The sequence below is a fragment of the Autumnicola psychrophila genome, from assembly GCF_031846645.1.
Lineage (GTDB): Bacteria > Bacteroidota > Bacteroidia > Flavobacteriales > Flavobacteriaceae > Autumnicola > Autumnicola psychrophila.
Genome location: NZ_JAVRHN010000001.1, coordinates 444,074 through 459,486, shown reverse-complemented (window position 1 = coordinate 459,486; position 15,413 = coordinate 444,074). Strand labels below are relative to the sequence as shown.

19 protein-coding genes are annotated in these 15,413 nt (G+C 39.3%); 13 read left to right on the top strand and 6 right to left on the bottom strand.

Going from position 1 to position 15,413, the window contains the following annotated elements:
• Positions 1-14: 14 nt before the first annotated feature.
• The 9 genes from RM541_RS01845 (at position 15) to RM541_RS01805 (ending at position 5,529) form a co-directional block, all read left to right on the top strand.
• Entirely contained in the window at positions 15-800 is a 786-nt protein-coding gene (locus RM541_RS01845; protein ID WP_311498522.1) for a hypothetical protein, read from the top strand.
• Positions 801-932: 132 nt separating this feature from the next.
• Complete coding sequence (locus RM541_RS01840) at positions 933-1,874, top strand: hypothetical protein (RefSeq protein WP_311498521.1); 942 nt, start codon at positions 933-935, stop codon at positions 1,872-1,874.
• A gap of 189 nt (positions 1,875-2,063) precedes the next feature.
• Positions 2,064-2,513 carry a hypothetical protein gene (locus RM541_RS01835; RefSeq protein ID WP_311498520.1) on the top strand — a complete coding sequence of 150 codons (450 nt, stop codon included), beginning with the start codon at positions 2,064-2,066 and terminating at the stop codon, positions 2,511-2,513.
• A gap of 324 nt (positions 2,514-2,837) precedes the next feature.
• Complete coding sequence (locus RM541_RS01830) at positions 2,838-3,800, top strand: NAD(P)-dependent alcohol dehydrogenase (RefSeq protein WP_311498519.1); 963 nt, start codon at positions 2,838-2,840, stop codon at positions 3,798-3,800.
• Positions 3,801-3,826: 26 nt separating this feature from the next.
• Complete coding sequence (locus RM541_RS01825; protein ID WP_311498518.1) at positions 3,827-4,261, top strand: VOC family protein; 435 nt, start codon at positions 3,827-3,829, stop codon at positions 4,259-4,261.
• Between the two features lie 13 nt (positions 4,262-4,274).
• Positions 4,275-4,445 (top strand): hypothetical protein, encoded by a 171-nt coding sequence (locus tag RM541_RS01820; protein ID WP_311498517.1) that lies wholly within the window; start codon positions 4,275-4,277, stop codon positions 4,443-4,445.
• Between the two features lie 83 nt (positions 4,446-4,528).
• The gene (locus RM541_RS01815) at positions 4,529-4,969 is read left to right on the top strand and encodes a DUF1801 domain-containing protein (RefSeq protein WP_311498516.1); all 441 of its coding nucleotides are present in this window, start codon (positions 4,529-4,531) and stop codon (positions 4,967-4,969) included.
• A gap of 9 nt (positions 4,970-4,978) precedes the next feature.
• Positions 4,979-5,302 (top strand): DUF1697 domain-containing protein, encoded by a 324-nt coding sequence (locus tag RM541_RS01810; protein ID WP_311498515.1) that lies wholly within the window; start codon positions 4,979-4,981, stop codon positions 5,300-5,302.
• Positions 5,293-5,529, top strand: a complete 237-nt coding sequence (locus RM541_RS01805) for a hypothetical protein (protein ID WP_311498514.1) — start codon at positions 5,293-5,295, stop codon at positions 5,527-5,529. The genes RM541_RS01810 and RM541_RS01805 overlap by 10 nt, the downstream gene beginning before the upstream one ends.
• Before the next feature lie 13 nt (positions 5,530-5,542).
• Here the strand turns inward: RM541_RS01805 and RM541_RS01800 are convergent, their stop codons facing one another.
• A complete protein-coding gene (locus tag RM541_RS01800) occupies positions 5,543-5,962 on the bottom strand; it encodes a DUF2141 domain-containing protein (protein WP_311498513.1) in 420 nt (139 codons plus the stop codon).
• A 255-nt stretch (positions 5,963-6,217) separates the two neighbouring features.
• Here RM541_RS01800 and RM541_RS01795 point away from each other — a divergent pair, with 255 nt between their 5' ends.
• A complete protein-coding gene (locus tag RM541_RS01795; RefSeq protein WP_311498512.1) occupies positions 6,218-6,901 on the top strand; it encodes a transposase in 684 nt (227 codons plus the stop codon).
• 59 nt (positions 6,902-6,960) lie between these two features.
• On the top strand, positions 6,961-7,473 hold the full coding sequence (locus tag RM541_RS01790) for a DinB family protein (protein ID WP_311498511.1): 513 nt from the start codon (positions 6,961-6,963) through the stop codon (positions 7,471-7,473).
• Here the strand turns inward: RM541_RS01790 and RM541_RS01785 are convergent.
• The 4 genes from RM541_RS01785 to RM541_RS01770 form a co-directional block, all read right to left on the bottom strand.
• Entirely contained in the window at positions 7,470-8,408 is a 939-nt protein-coding gene (locus RM541_RS01785) for a pyridoxal-phosphate dependent enzyme (RefSeq protein ID WP_311498510.1), read from the bottom strand. The two genes, RM541_RS01790 and RM541_RS01785, sit on opposite strands and share 4 nt — an antisense overlap.
• A gap of 458 nt (positions 8,409-8,866) precedes the next feature.
• Positions 8,867-9,319, bottom strand: coding sequence for a universal stress protein (locus RM541_RS01780; protein ID WP_311498509.1), 453 nt, complete (start codon positions 9,317-9,319; stop codon positions 8,867-8,869).
• 9 nt (positions 9,320-9,328) lie between these two features.
• Positions 9,329-10,258 carry a 2-hydroxyacid dehydrogenase gene (locus RM541_RS01775; RefSeq protein ID WP_311498508.1) on the bottom strand — a complete coding sequence of 310 codons (930 nt, stop codon included), beginning with the start codon at positions 10,256-10,258 and terminating at the stop codon, positions 9,329-9,331.
• A gap of 25 nt (positions 10,259-10,283) precedes the next feature.
• On the bottom strand, positions 10,284-11,648 hold the full coding sequence (locus tag RM541_RS01770; RefSeq protein ID WP_311498507.1) for an acyl-CoA dehydrogenase family protein: 1,365 nt from the start codon (positions 11,646-11,648) through the stop codon (positions 10,284-10,286).
• Between the two features lie 311 nt (positions 11,649-11,959).
• Here RM541_RS01770 and RM541_RS01765 point away from each other — a divergent pair, with 311 nt between their 5' ends.
• Both RM541_RS01765 and RM541_RS01760 read left to right on the top strand, forming a co-directional pair.
• Positions 11,960-12,829: an SDR family oxidoreductase gene (locus RM541_RS01765; protein WP_311498506.1), complete on the top strand. Its 870-nt coding sequence runs from the start codon at positions 11,960-11,962 to the stop codon at positions 12,827-12,829.
• Positions 12,830-12,838: 9 nt separating this feature from the next.
• The gene (locus tag RM541_RS01760) at positions 12,839-13,990 is read left to right on the top strand and encodes a Gfo/Idh/MocA family protein (protein ID WP_311498505.1); all 1,152 of its coding nucleotides are present in this window, start codon (positions 12,839-12,841) and stop codon (positions 13,988-13,990) included.
• A gap of 135 nt (positions 13,991-14,125) precedes the next feature.
• Here the strand turns inward: RM541_RS01760 and metK are convergent, their stop codons facing one another.
• Positions 14,126-15,382, bottom strand: coding sequence for a methionine adenosyltransferase (gene metK, locus RM541_RS01755; RefSeq protein ID WP_311498504.1), 1,257 nt, complete (start codon positions 15,380-15,382; stop codon positions 14,126-14,128).
• Positions 15,383-15,413: the final 31 nt, after the last annotated feature.

Sequence of the window (15,413 nt, the reverse complement as noted above, 5' to 3'; positions counted from 1 at the left end):
AACAATTTCAAAATTTGAAAAAAGCTAAAAATTATCTTGATAAGTTTGGTGGTACTCCCTGGAATATAAGTAGAAGAGACACTTCGAGCCACTTCGTTTATACTGCTGTTAACTATGTTTTCATATTGTTCTTTTTTGTCGCCTGTTCGTCTACAAAAAACCAGACAGCAAAGACCGCCGAACCTACAAAATTTGTGTTTGAAAAATCCAGTATTTCTTCCCAAAGTGGAATCGCTAATTTAAAATCTAAGCAGGACTCTTTAATTGATGCACTAGCCAATCCAAATGGAGAAGATTCTACAATGGTTAAACAACTCAAGGAGATGCCGTGGACTGATCTTTTAACTGAAACACCGGAAACTAAAATTTATATTGAAGTTCAGAATGATTCTATCTGGCGTCATCGGGAACAAAATGGAGAGATGATTGGAGATTATTTGATGATTCAAAAAGATAGCGGGATTTTACATTACTACGATAAATCTAAATCTGTGAACTACAGAAATTATGATCTTTTCAGTATAAAGGATGAATACGAAGTTCTGGAGAATAGAAATGACAGAAAAGAAATAAAGGGTTTTGATTGCTACAAATTATCGATAATTATAAAAGACACTATAAGCGATTTCGGAAATACGATTTACGAGATGTATGTAACCGATCAAATTGCTTTACCTATTCATTCTGTTATAAATCTCACTAAACTTGTTCCACATACCTTTCCAATGGAAATAAAAATTTCGGAAGAAAAGCTCCCCGGTTTGGCGGATAAGTATGAATTAATTGCTATTGAATACTAACCCAGGCAACTATTTCTAAGTCGTTATACTTTATTCGAATGGTTGAGCCGAATGAATAGCTCGAAAAATACCAGCATATGAATTTCCCATTTCAATTCTTAAAGAAAATTTTCCTTTACAATTCCCCCCGGCATGAAGAAACCAATAAATTATAAACTTGCATTCGGATTTTTAATTTTTGGACCTATCCTCTTCGCACAGGAAATAAGACTGAATATCCACAAAACCTCTCTGAAGCAATACCTACAAATAGAAAAGAACCTGGATAGTTACAGAATACCGGTAGCTTCAAATTCCGTAGCGTTTAACGGGCAGGCAAGACCAATCGAATTTATTCGGGAAGAAAAGATAATTCCAAACCTGTTCTCACGATATCATTTTAAAGCAAAAGACTCTACAATGATGAGTGTGCATTATGATTGGGATGAAGGTTATCCCGGACGGGTCGGGATGCATTCTTCAAAGAAAGAAGCTGTTCGAAGAGCTATGGTAGAAAAATTTCATAACCTGAAAAATAAATTAATCCAAATTTACGGAGAACCAATAGAAGAGGTAGAAGAAGAATTTTCTAATCCAAAATGGGTAAATCCCAACAACATTTTGCAAAAGATAGAAAAATGGTATCCAAATGATAGTACAGAAATTGAGTTAATGACCCGTCTTTATAAGCCACGGAGTAGAGACACATCTAAGCAGAATCAGGAAATACATCTGTCCATAAGGAACAGTAAAATAGAGACAACGAAAGCCAGTTTGGTTCACTTAATTTCTTTATCACTTGACTTTCTGCATAGTCTGAATAATAAAGATATTACCAGATCGAGGGAGTTTTTTTCAGATTCAATTAATAATAATTTAACCGATGAGCACTTAAATACGCTAATCGATAAGGTAGATTTTAAAATTGAATCTATGAAGACCAGTGCACGTCACCTCGAAATGGCTGGACAAGAATTTGCAGTATTCGAATTGAAGTACAAAAACGAGAGTTCATCTGCTCCAGATAAAATGATTGAAATTATGTTTAATGGTAAAAAAGAAATAGTCGGGATAAGGCAAACAGGTCGTAAGTGAGGGTTGAAAATAGGTATTTTTCCAAAAATGAATTAGGCAGAGGTATTGCCATCACTTTTGTTTCCTTTTTATAGCAATAATTCTATGACTAGTGATGTCATAAAATTTTGATGTAACCTTTTACTGCTTGCTGCATCTTAACCCTGGGAGCGTCGCTATAAGGTCGATAACCTGAATAAAAGAAATCCAATGCTGAAATTAATTCATAATTCAAAGTTTCTGCGCGATTACCGCGATGCTCTCAGGCATAAAATTCTTCCTGTATTACTTTTCGTCTTTCTTATTACCTTCGTTTCCTGCGATGAAGATGATTCCCGGGAATGCATCGGCCATAGAACGGAATTTGTATCTGAAGTAAATGCTCCTGAAACGGGAAAAAATGATCAGCCGGTAGAAATTGAAGTAATCTTTTTCGTCAATGATGGTTGCGGAAAGTTTCAAAAATTTATTGAAAGTGGTACTGAAGATTCCAAAACTATCGAGGTTCAGGCAAGATATGAAGGTTGCATCTGTCCGGAAATTTATTCAGAAATAACTGCAGTCTATACTTTCACTCCCTCCGAAGCCGGCGAATACGAACTAAAATTTAAGTCGGGAGAAATTGAATTTATTAAAGTAAACCTGGCTATAACAGAATAAAATTTTCCGGTTCAGGAAGCTTCCCGCTGCGGAAAATTTTTCAGTTCAGGTATCCACGAAAAAGAAGGTCGATAATTGCCAAATTTCAAGGTCGGCTTTATTCCACCAATTAGATCCCCAGGAGTGTTGATTATTTCCTTATATGCACCAATAAAATTATCGTGTAAGATTCTGATTTACAGTTAAATATTCTATATTTATGATGCCTCTTTGGTTTTGTTGAATCTCGAAGGAAGTACCTGTGCTGAAAAGCAATTAGTATTGGCTTTGTTGGCGGTTCTGCAAGAGCGAACTAAGTATTTATAAGGAAATAAATAAAAATTAATGAAAGCTTTTACAAAAACAACATATGGCGGTCCGGAAATTCTTCAATTGGAAGAAGTGGAAAAACCATCTGTAAAAGACGGTCACCTTCTTGTAAAAGTAATGGCGAATTCGGCCAATCCCGCTGACTGGCATATTATCCGGGGAAAGCCTTTTCTTGCACGTTTCGCTTTTGGTTTGTTTAAGCCTAAAGATAAAATTGCGGGGATTGATTTTGCCGGTATTGTAGAAGAGGTAGGAAAAAATGTAGAAAGTTACAAAACAGGAGACCGGGTTTTTGGAGAGATAACTCAAGGCGGGGCTTTTGCTGAATATGTCTCTGTGTCGGCAAAGGTATGCGGCACAATGCCGGAAAGATCAGATTTCCCGGAAATGGCCGGTGTTCCTGTAGCTGGATTGACGGCCCTGCAGGCGCTTATTTCTCACGGGAAAATTAAAGAAGGAGAATCTGTTATAATAAATGGTGCTTCGGGAGGTGTTGGTCATTTTGCTGTTCAAATTGCAAAAGCCTTTGGCGCTAAAGTAACCGGTGTCTGTTCAGCTAAAAAAGTTGATTTTGTTAAGAAGTTAGGTGCAGATCAGGTAATCGCTTATGACAAAGAAAATATTCAGCAACACAACGGGAAATACGACCTCGTTCTTGATGCCCATGGTAATCTCTCCTTTGCCGATTTTAAACGTATGGGACAAAGGGGCGTTATGATAGGGTTTACCACGGTGGGACATATGATGTCAGTACTCTTAAAAAGCAAGCTTAAAAAATTCCCTTTGGTCCAGTTTACAGCGGAAGCAAACACAAAAGATTTGGAGACATTGGCAACTATGATTAGGGACGGGAAAATCAAAGGCCATATAGAAAAGGTTTATTCGTATAAAGAAATTCCGGAAGCCATAAAGTACGTCGAAGCAATGCATACCAAAGGAAAAATTGCGATGGTTTGGGAGAGCAATGACAGCTTTTAATTCCTTAAAATTATATTGTATAGCTTATGGCAACCATAAATGTATACCTCCACTTCAGCGGAAATTGCGAAAAAGCATTTAATTTTTATAAATCTGTTTTTGGTGGAGAATATCAGTTTATAGGACGTTACAGAGAAATTTCAGAAACAGCCAGGCAGAATATTCCGCATGCTACTGATGATCAAATTATGGATATTGCCTTACCAATTAGTAAAGAAACAATACTTATGGGGGCTGATATTATTGATCCCGAAAAAGATTTAACTCATGCATATAGTAGCTTTTCTTTGTATGTAAATGCGATTGATAAAATTGAAGCTGACCGGCTTTTTACTGCTTTATCTGAAGAAGGGAAGGTGATTATCGCTATTACCAATCAATTCTGGGGTTCTTACTATGGTCAATGTAAAGATAAATTCGGAATTAGCTGGAAAATTAGTTTTAACGCAAACGAGGGCTAAAAATAGTGGATGAATGTTTAAACGCAATGGCTATCAGTTGAGACAATTTGGTGTTCGTCGCAATACAAAGCTCGTGCTACCCGATAATTGGCAAATTTTGGCACCGGCTATATGTATACCTTCAGAAGATTCCAAATTTATGCGGCTTAAAGAATTTGTTCATCAGGTACCTGCTGATTTTTAATAATTTGTAAAATATTCTGCTCCTGATATCAGTAAAGTTGAAGTGCCGGCGCTGAAATAAATCCAATTTCATAAGTTTAAACAATGGGGAAATTAATTCTGAAAACAAATCCAAAGTTCAGTGCAAAATTTGGTAATTATCCTGATGAGGTACGGGAGAAACTTCAGTTTTTAAGAGAACTAATAGTTGAAACCGCAAAAGAGACCGAAGGTGTTACTGAACTGGAAGAGACATTAAAATGGGGAGAACCTGCTTTTGTGACTGAAAACGGGAGTACCTTCCGAATAGATTGGAAGGAAAAATCACGAGATCAATATGCGATGTATTTCCAATGTACAAGCCGGTTAATAGATTCTTTCAGAATGGTATTTGATCAAAAATTCCGGTACGAAGGAAATCGTGCAATTGTATTTCATTTAGATCAGGAAATTCCCGTCAACGAACTGAAAGAGTGTATAAAAGCATCTTTAACATACCACAATGTAAAGCACCTGGAAACCCTGGGAATACAGCAAAATTTCTAAATTTTCACAATGAATAATAACTTAATGGAAAGTAAAATTGCAATTTTAAGAGGTATAAACGTGGGAGGGAAGCGGAAGATACTCATGGCAGATTTAAGAGATTTGTGCGGAGAATTAGAAATGGATAACGTAAAAACGTATATCCAGAGCGGGAACATAATTTTCAATTCGGCAGGCCGGAATCCAATCCTGGAAAATAAACTGGAAAGGGCTATCATGAAAAAATTCAGATTTGAAGTTCCTGTTATTGTGAGAACTTTAGAAGAGCTTCAGGAAATAGTAGATCAAAATCCGTTCTATACTTCAACCGCTAATGTGATAAATTGCACCTGACTTTCCTAAAAGAAAAACCTGCTGAAGAAAGTATTCAGCAAACAGAAACTTACGATTATAAACCTGATAAGTTTAAAATTCAGGATAAAGAGGTTTTTATATACTGCGAGGGCAAATACCACCAGTCTAAATTGACCAATAATTTTTTTGAAAAGAAACTGAAAACGGGGGCGACCACCAGGAACTGGAAAACTATTTTAAAGCTGGTGGAGTTGTGTAAAGGCTGAGAATTTCCAACACCTACCTCAGCTCAATTTCCTGCCTTACCATTTCTCCGTTATTAACTTCAAATTTTGCATCTTTCCATTTTGGAGGGCCAAAATTTGCCGGTGCGTTATTGGAGACACCATAATTTTCTTTTGGCATTCCTATAAAATTGGTGTTCATCTCCCTATTTCCGTCTTCATCATGAAATAGAGAAATCGCATATATTCCGTCGGGAACATCACTAAATTGCAAGACTACTTTATCACCTTTAATTTCTGATTCTTCACTCAGGAATGCTTTTTTTAGAAAAGAGTCTTCAGTGTTATGAAGGGCAACGAAAACAGACCCCTTATCAGATTCAAATTTAGAAATTTCTATTTCAATGCTATTTTGCGCGTTTAAAAAAACCGTTCCGAAGAGGAAAAAAGTAAGCGCCGGGATTATTTTATTCATAACTTTAAAAATGAGATTTAAAAGATGAAGTTACAACAATAGTTCCGTTTTTGGTGGCAAACTATGGTAACAGAGAAATTACAGCTTCAGATCAACCTTTAAACCCGAAATAAAAACATTCGGGAGCTGAATTATTCCTGCTGAAGAAATGAGGTTAGGAAAAGAGAAAGCCGAAAATTGGCAAATTTCAGCCAACACTTGTAACCGGGGATAACACAGAATTTTTTCATCATATATTAAGCTCCTTTTGAAATAATGACCGATAAATTCCGAAACAAATACCGAATCCCATCTGCGCGATTACAAACCTGGGATTATTCATGGAATGCTGCATATTTTGTAACCATATGCACTCATAATCGCCAGAATTTCTTCGGAAAAATTTCCGACGCAAAAATGCAATTATCAGAAATTGGAACAATCTCCCACCAATTCTGGAACGAAATCCCCAACCATTTCCCTTTTATCCAACTCGGAGAATTCATCGCTATGCCCAACCACATCCACGGAATTATAATTATTAATAACCCACCTCATTCCCCCGGGAAATCCAATGATGCCGGCGAAATAAATAATCCCGCCGCCCCATATTCCCCCGATAATGTACAGACGCCCAATTTGGGCGTCTCTTCGGGCATTCCGGAACGCGCAAATCCGGAAAACCGCGACAATGACGCGGCAAATAATCCTCTTAAAAAACAAAAATCCGGCGGGAAAAATGAACAATGGAAACCCGGGACACTGGGCGTTATTATAAATCAATACAAACGCATTTGCACGATCCACGCGCGGAAGATTAACCCAAATTTTGCCTGGCAAACACGGTTTCATGATATTATAATTCGGGATGAACGCGCATTTGATGCTATTTCAGAATACATCAAAAATAATCCAGCAAAGTGGGCGGCAGATCAATTTCACCAACAGAATAAAACCTAAAGCTATTTCGTCCTGTTTAACTAAACCGTTTAACTTTGTAAGGCGAAAACTGGAATTTTATGGATGCATCTAAAAAACCTGAAGTCTGGCTCCGTGGCCCTGTTCCAGGTATTCCTGCCTTGTTACAACCTGCGGCTCACGCCCTGTTGCAGTCTAAAGAAGAGGTTTTTAAATATACTAAAGGTTTTTCTGAAGATCTGCTATTGGAGAAACCTGCCGGCCGTGCTTCTGTTGGATTTCATTTGCAGCATATCACCGGAGTCCTGGACCGGATGCTTACTTATGCTGAAGGTAAGTTGCTTTCTGAAGATCAATTTGAGTTTTTAGGCAGGGAAGGCGAGCCCACTGAAAATCGAAATTTGGCAAATTTGACTACGGACTTTGCTAACAAGGTAGACGAAGCTTTAGAAGTTTTTAAAGCAACTCCTGAAGCAATTTTAACCGAAAAACGGACGGTAGGCAGAAAGAAATTGCCTTCTACCGTATTGGGATTATATTTTCACGCCGCAGAACACAGTCAGCGGCATGTTGGGCAGATGCTGGTAACGATTAGCGTACTGAAAACTGGCTAAAACAGTAACTGACTTAAGTCCACATTTCCACCGGAAATAATGATCCCCACTTTCTTATTTCGGAATTTCTCCTTTTCACGTAAAACTGCGGCCAGGGCTGTGGCACTGGATGGTTCTACCACAATCTTCATGCGTTCCCAGATAATTCTCAGCGCTTCAATAATCTCATTCTCTTCCACACGTATAATTTCAGAAACATACTGCTGAATTATTGGGAAATTCTTGTCTCCGAGCTGAGTTTTAAGTCCGTCGCCAATGGTATTTGTAGTTTTATTAGTTTCAATTTTTCCGCTTTGCAGCGAACGGTAAGCATCATCTGCTTCAAAAGGTTCAGCTCCAATAGTTTTGCAATTTTTTCCGAAGAAATGGGCTGCAAGAGCAGTTCCGGCAACGAGTCCGCCGCCGCCAACCGGCGTCACAATAACTTCGAGATCAGGATATTCCTGTAAAAGTTCTATTGCCGCAGTACCCTGTCCCAGGATCACATTGGTGTCATTTGAAGGATGCAAAAAACTGGCTCCTGTTTCTTGCATAATTCGTTGCGCATTTTCCTTGCGATCTTCCAAAGTAGGAGGACATTCCGTAATTATTCCGCCGTAAGTTTTCACCGCGTTTTTCTTCACCTGCGGGGCAGAGGAAGGCATTACGATATAAGCAGGAATACCAATACTTTTAGCGGCAAGAGAAAGCGCCTGTGCAAAATTTCCAGAAGAATGGGTAACCACACCTTTTTGCTGTTGTTCTTTAGGAAGTTGAAGAATGGCGTTTGTAGCACCCCGCATTTTAAAAGCACCCATCCGCTGGAAATTTTCGCACTTAAAAAACAAGTCGGTTCCTGAAATCTCATTTAGGAGTGACGAGTGTAAAACCGGGGTTTTATGGATGTAAGGGAGAATTCGCTGGTGTACTTCTTCAAGTTCCTTCTTAGAATGCATAACTAAATTTTTTATGTAAAATTAAAATTTTCAGATCATAAATGCAGCGAAAAAGCAGCTACTAATCCACTAATATTTAAAGATCACAGCAGCTGGCAAGCTGAACCAACGGAAATATATATTATTAGTGTAGTTGCGGTGAGAAAATTTAGGTCGATAATTGCCACCTTGAAGCAACTTCTTTGAATGGGAAAAGAGGCCGCTAATTCACGAATTCTTTGAAAAGTTTCGTTCGGTCTGGTGGAATAAAATTAAAGGTAATTTTAATCATTCGTAATAAATAAACCTTCAAGAAAGAAACGTCATGACTTCAGAATAAAAACCTCACAGGTTTTTAAAACTGTGAGGTCTGTTTTATGTCAATTCAGTGGTTTACATAGTTGCGAAGTTATTCGTGTATCCGTGGCGAACTACAGGATCAAAAATTGTTATTATTTAAGAACTATTGCTATCAGCACTTACTCAACTCCGTCTACCGGAATGGTGAGCAGAGGAATATTTGATTTTTTAAATAGTTCTAAAGACACACTTTCGGAAAAAAGGTTGAAGAAAAAGCCATGTTTATGAGTATTTACAATCATAAGGTCAGCCTGCAACTCTTCAGCTTCTTTCAGGATCATTTCTACCGTCGAACCCTGGATGAGAAGCGCTTCAGCATGAAGATTTTTACTTAAAAACCTGTCGCACAAGGCCTGTAACTTTCGGTGTTCATCACGATATTCTTCAGCCTTTAAATCTCTTATATACTGCGGGCCTGGCTCATAGCCTATAAAATCTGGCTCCGGGTCTGCAACGTGGAGGAGCCAGATTTTTGCATCATATTTTTCGGCAAGGCTTTCAGTATAATTGAGTAAGTTGCCTACTGATTCATCAAAATCTACTGCAACAAGAATGTTGTTTATCCCTACCATTTTATTAATTTAATAACCTTTATCTCTTTCTACCACGTTTTTCAGCGGCTCATCGTCCTGAAGACGTTCATAATTTTCAATAATCTGTGGGACAACAGAGGAAGCTTTAGTAACACTGGCGATATGCGGAGTGATATGAATTTTAGGCTCGGTCCAGAAAGGATGCTCTTCGGGTAAAGGTTCTTCCCTAAATACATCCAGTGCAGCTCCGGACAAGTGTCCGCTGCCAATCATCCTGAGTAAATCCTGTTCTACAAGATGTTCTCCCCTGGCTACGTTTATCACGTAAGCTCCTTCAGGCAGTTGATCAAATAAATCCATGTTGAGAATGTTTTCTGTTTTGGAAGTAAGCGGCAGTAGACAAACAAGAATTTCTACCTGCGGAAGAAATTCTTCCAGTCCTTCTTTTCCGCAATACGTATTAATGTCTTTCTTGTCTTTAGAACTTTTAGCCCATCCAAGAACATTAAAACCATTCTTCGCCAGTTTTTCACCTACAGCAGATCCTAAAACGCCAATTCCCATTATACCTACTGTAGTATTTTTAGGTCTTTTATAAGGTTTCCTGTTCCAGGTTTTTTCTACCTGTTGGGCTTTATAATAAGAAAGTCGTCTCACGTGGTCCATCACCTGGGCCAGCACGAAATCACTCATATCTGTTGTGAGCTGCTGGTCTACTACTCGTGTAATTTTTATATTTTCAGGTAGTTCCCTGTCGCTGGTGATGTGGTCCACACCAGCACCCATAGAGGCTACTACTTTTAAATTCGGATAATTTTTGAACAAGCCCCGCGGATGGTTCCAGGCGAGTGCAAACTCCACTTCTTCTTTGTCGTGGTCTTCCGGGTATACATAAATATTTAGTCCCGGATGTTGATTTTTTAAAGCTTCTAACCAGGGTTGCGGGTCTCTGCCCGGACTTACAATTAAAAATGACATTTTTCTTTTCCTTTTTTTATTAATATTAGCTCACAAATGCACTAAAGCCTGTAATGGCTCTTCCTACAATGAGAGAATTTATTTCTTTTGTTCCTTCATAGCTGTAAATAGCTTCGGCGTCGGCTACAAAACGGGCAACGTCATGTTCCAGTAAAATTCCGTTACCGCCTAAAACTTCACGGGCACGGCTTACAACATCCCTTGTGCGCATACTACAGTAAACCTTGGCAAGAGATGCATGTTCATCTGTGAGCATGTCCTGATCCTGCATTTCACTTAGCCGGAAAACCAATGTTTGCATCGCAGTAAGGTTGGAAAGCATCTCGACAAGGTGATTCTGAATTAGCTGATAGGATGCAATTGGCCTGCCGAATTGTTCCCTCTTTTTAGTATATGCCAAAGCACTTTCATAAGCACCACGGGCACAGCCTACTGCCTGCCACGCAACTCCTGCACGGGTCATTCTAAGTACTTTTGCTGTATCCTTAAATGAATTTGCATTTTGTAACCTGTCGCTTTCCGGTACTTTACAATCGGTGAGGGTAATAAGCGCATTTTGAACTATTCTCAGCGCCATTTTATCTTCCATTTTTTCGGCTTTAAAACCGGGATTTTCTTTTCTGACCAAAAATCCTTTCACCTGGTTACTGTCTATATCTCTGGCCCAAATGATGATCACATCTGCAAAAGTTGCGTTTCCTATCCATTTTTTTTGACCGTTGATAACCCAGTTTTCACCATCAAATTTACAGGTGGTTTCCAGTCCTCCGGCAGCTCCGGAACCTACATTCGGTTCGGTTAAACCAAAAGCACCAATTTTATCCAGCTTTTGCATTTGTGGCAACCATTCCTGTTTTTGTTCTTCACTTCCGCACAGGTAGATAGAACCCATTGCCAGTCCGCTGTGCACACCGAAAAATGTAGAAATAGAGACATCTACTCTTGCAATTTCCTGTGCAATAATGCCTTCCATTAAAAATGGCAAATTTGGGCATCCATAGCCTTCGTAAGGAACCCCGGCGATATTAAGTGATTTAAATTTTTCTATAATTTCAAAAGGAAATTTAGCGCGGTTCCAATGATCATTGGCAATTGGACGGACTTCTTTTTCCATAAAGTTGCGGACCTTCATCTGCAGTTCACGTTGCTCCTTAGTCAGTTTAAGGTCCAGGTTATAAAAGTCGGCATCTGTAGGAGGGAGTTCTTTTTCTCCTTTTTGCTGCTTTGTTTTTAACATTTTCATCAGCCCCTTCAGTTGCCTGTCATCCAGAGTGCCCAATGCTTTCATTGCTTCAGAAAGGTCTATTTGCTTGTTGATTTGCTGTAGTTGGTCGAGATCAACCGACTTTAATAGGTTAATCGTGTTTCTGACTTTTCCAAAGAATGACATAGGAGTAGTATTGGTTCTTTTTAAAAATAGACAAATTAAACCTTGCCAGTTGTTAAACCTTTCCGAAGAAAACGTCAAAAATATTTTTGCCGATCAGGGTTGAAAAATGAAGAAGAGTTTCTGCTAAGAATTTTTCACATCCTAAAAATTTATGAAAGATTTAGCGACCAGACTTTTATCTACCATGCCGATATTGGTAATTTTAAGAAGGTCTCTTATTTCTGCTGTTACAATTTCTTCGGAATAAAAATGAAACAAATTGTTTACAAATAGAAAAGGGCCATATTTTTTAAAAATTAACCATTCAAATTATGAAAGATCCACAAGAAAAACACGTAAAACCACCTTATCCTGAACAAAGACAAGATGAACCGGGCCATGAAAATGAAATGCAGCCTCAGGTAGATCACGGGGAGAGTTCTTATAAAGGTTCCGGAAAACTGGAAGGTAAAAATGCCCTTATAACCGGTGGCGATTCGGGTATAGGAAGGGCAGTGGCCATAGCTTATGCCCGCGAGGGTGCCAATGTGGTTATCTCTTATCTCGAAGAGCATGAGGATGCTAAAGAAACCGCTAAATATGTGGAAGAAGCGGGAAGAAAGGCTCTTCTCATTGCTGGTGATGTGAGTGAACAGGAGCATTGTAAAGAGATTGTTCGTAAGGCAGTAGAGGAATTTGGACAAATTGATATCCTTGTGAACAATGCCGCATTTCAAATGGCACGTGAATCTTTGCAGGACGTTTCCAGTGAAGAGTGGGATTATACTTTTAAAACAAACATTTACTCTATGTTCTACCTGTGCAAAGCCGCAGAACCACACATGAAGCCGGGTAGCACAATAGTTAATACCACTTCTATTAATGCTTATAAGCCTAAACCGGTTTTGCTGGCTTATGCAGCTACCAAAGGAGCAATTCAGAATTTTACAGCCAACCTTGCCCAGCTGCTTGCAGATAAAGGAATAAGAGTAAATTGTGTGGCCCCGGGGCCCATCTGGACACCGCTTATTCCTGCTACCATGCCAATGGAAGAAGTAAAACAATTCGGAAAAAATACTCCCCTGAAGCGTGCAGGACAACCGGCAGAACTTGCTGCAGCTTATGTGTTGCTGGCTTCAGAAGGTTCAAGTTACATGACGGGTTCTACCGTGCAGATTACGGGAGGAACACCTACAATTTAATAGCAGATTATGAGCAACGATAATAATTATAACTGCTGCAACAGGCGAAAATTTTTAAAAGGGATGGGTCTGGCTACCGGCGGAGCATTAATGACTTCTCCTCTTTATTCATTTATGGAGGCAGCAGCCGGAGAATCTGGTAAGCCACTTAAAAGTATGGGGATTGCACTGGTGGGTCTGGGTCGTTACAGTACAAATCAACTGGCACCTGCCTTGCAGGAAACAGAAAATTGCCACCTAGCAGGAATTGTGACCGGTTCCCCTTCAAAAGCAGAAGTATGGAAAAGTAAGTACAATATTCCGGAAGGAAATGTCTATAATTATGACAATTTTGATGAAATTGCCAATAATAACGACATAGATATAGTTTATGTTGTACTGCCAATAGCCTTTCATGCGGAATTTACAATACGTGCAGCAGAAGCTAAAAAGCATGTGATTTGTGAAAAACCAATGGCCACAACTGCAGAGGAGGCTCAGCGAATGGTTGATGCCTGTAATGCTAACGGAGTAAAACTAGCGATTGGTTACCGCCTGCACTTTGAACCTTTTAATAAGCGCGTCATGGAGCTTGGCCAGAATAAAATTTTCGGAAAAGTGAAGAGCATAAAAGCTGCAGACAGCAGTGACATGACCGGGGGCAGCCTGGATGTGTGGCGTCTGGATAAAGAACGTGCCGGTGGCGGTCCATTAATGGACCTGGGGATATATTGCGTGCAGGGAGCGGTTTATACCATGGGTAAAAAACCAATTGCTGTGAAAGCTGAATTCGGAGAGATCACCCACCCGGCTTATTTCCGGGATGTGGAACAGTCTGTAAAATGGGAAATGGAATTTGAAGATGGGGTAGTGGCTGAATGTGAAACCAGTTATGCAGATCCCGAAGGAAAGAAATTATTATCTGCTGAAGCCGAAAATGGCTGGTGGAAATTGGATCCCGCCTATTCTTACGAAGGTAAAGAGGGAGAAACCAGCGAAGGGAAAATGGATTTCCCCAATGTTTACGAACAGGCGATACAAATGGACAGCCAGGCAGAAAGTTTTAGTAAAAATCAGGAATCTATAGTGCCGGGCGAAATGGGCGTTAGGGATATGAAGATTATCATGGCGATTTATGAATCGGCCCGAAATAATGGGGAGCGTGTGGAAATTCAGTACTAACAGAAAATTTCTCCGGCAGTAAAGCTTGGACATCAAAAACAAAACCTCACAGATTTTTCAAATCTATGAGGTTTGTTTATACAGAAGAGTTTTATTTATATCAATTCCCCTTTTGGGGGTTATGGGATGTAGATTTTACAACCCGAATGCTTCCTTAACTTTTTCTACGTAATCAAGTTTTTCCCAGGTAAAAAGTTCTACTTCTTTTTTGACCTCTCCGGAATACGGGCTTTTGAAAATCTTGGTAATTGTTCTCGGTTCTTTTCCCATATGACCATAAGCTGCAGTTTCTCTATATATAGGATTTCTCAATTTTAGCCGCTCTTCTATTGCTGAAGGTCTCATGTCAAAGATTTCAGCTACTTTTTTAGCGATTTCACCGTTGGTCATATCTACATTGGATTTCCCGTAGGTGTCAACAAAAATGGAAGTCGGCTCTACCACGCCAATAGCATAAGAAACCTGCACAAGAACTTCGTCAGAAAGTCCTGCAGCAACAAGATTTTTAGCGATATGTCTGGAAGCATAAGCAGCTGAACGGTCCACTTTACTCGGGTCTTTTCCTGAAAAGGCACCACCACCATGAGCTCCTTTTCCTCCGTACGTATCCACGATAATTTTTCTTCCGGTTAACCCGGCATCTCCATGTGGCCCACCAATAACAAACTTTCCGGTGGGGTTAATATGGTATTTGATCTCATCTGTAAATAGTTTCTGAACATAATCGGGTAAACGTTTTTTCACCCTTGGAATAAGAATTTCCTTAATGTCTTTGTTAATTTTGTCCAGCATTTTTTGATCATCCTCATCAAACTCATCATGCTGGGTAGAAACTACAATGGCCACAATCCGTTGCGGAATATTATCGTCACTATATTCTATCGTCACCTGGCTCTTGGAATCTGGTCGCAGGTATTTAATTTCTTCACCTTCCCTTCTTAGCTTTGCAAGCTCAATAAGGATTTTATGAGAAATGTCGAGCGCCAATGGCATATAATTTTCAGTCTCGTTAGTGGCATAGCCAAACATCATTCCCTGGTCGCCGGCACCCTGTTCTTCTTTTTTACCGCGATCAACGCCCTGATAAATATCCTGGGATTGTTCATGTATAAGCGAAATAACACCACAGGAATCACCGCTAAACATATATTCCCCTTTGGTATACCCTATTTCATTAACAACACCACGGGCAATATTTTGTAAATCCAGGTAAGTATTGCTTCGCACTTCTCCGGCTAAAACAATCTGCCCTGTTGTAACAAGGGTTTCGCATGCAACTTTGGATTCTTCATCAAATGCAAGGAAATTATCTAAAAGAGTATCACTAATCTGGTCTGCGATTTTATCGGGATGACCTTCAGATACACTTTCAGAAGTAAATAAATACGCCATGTTTTCAATTTTTAAGAAAAACAGGTAGGAA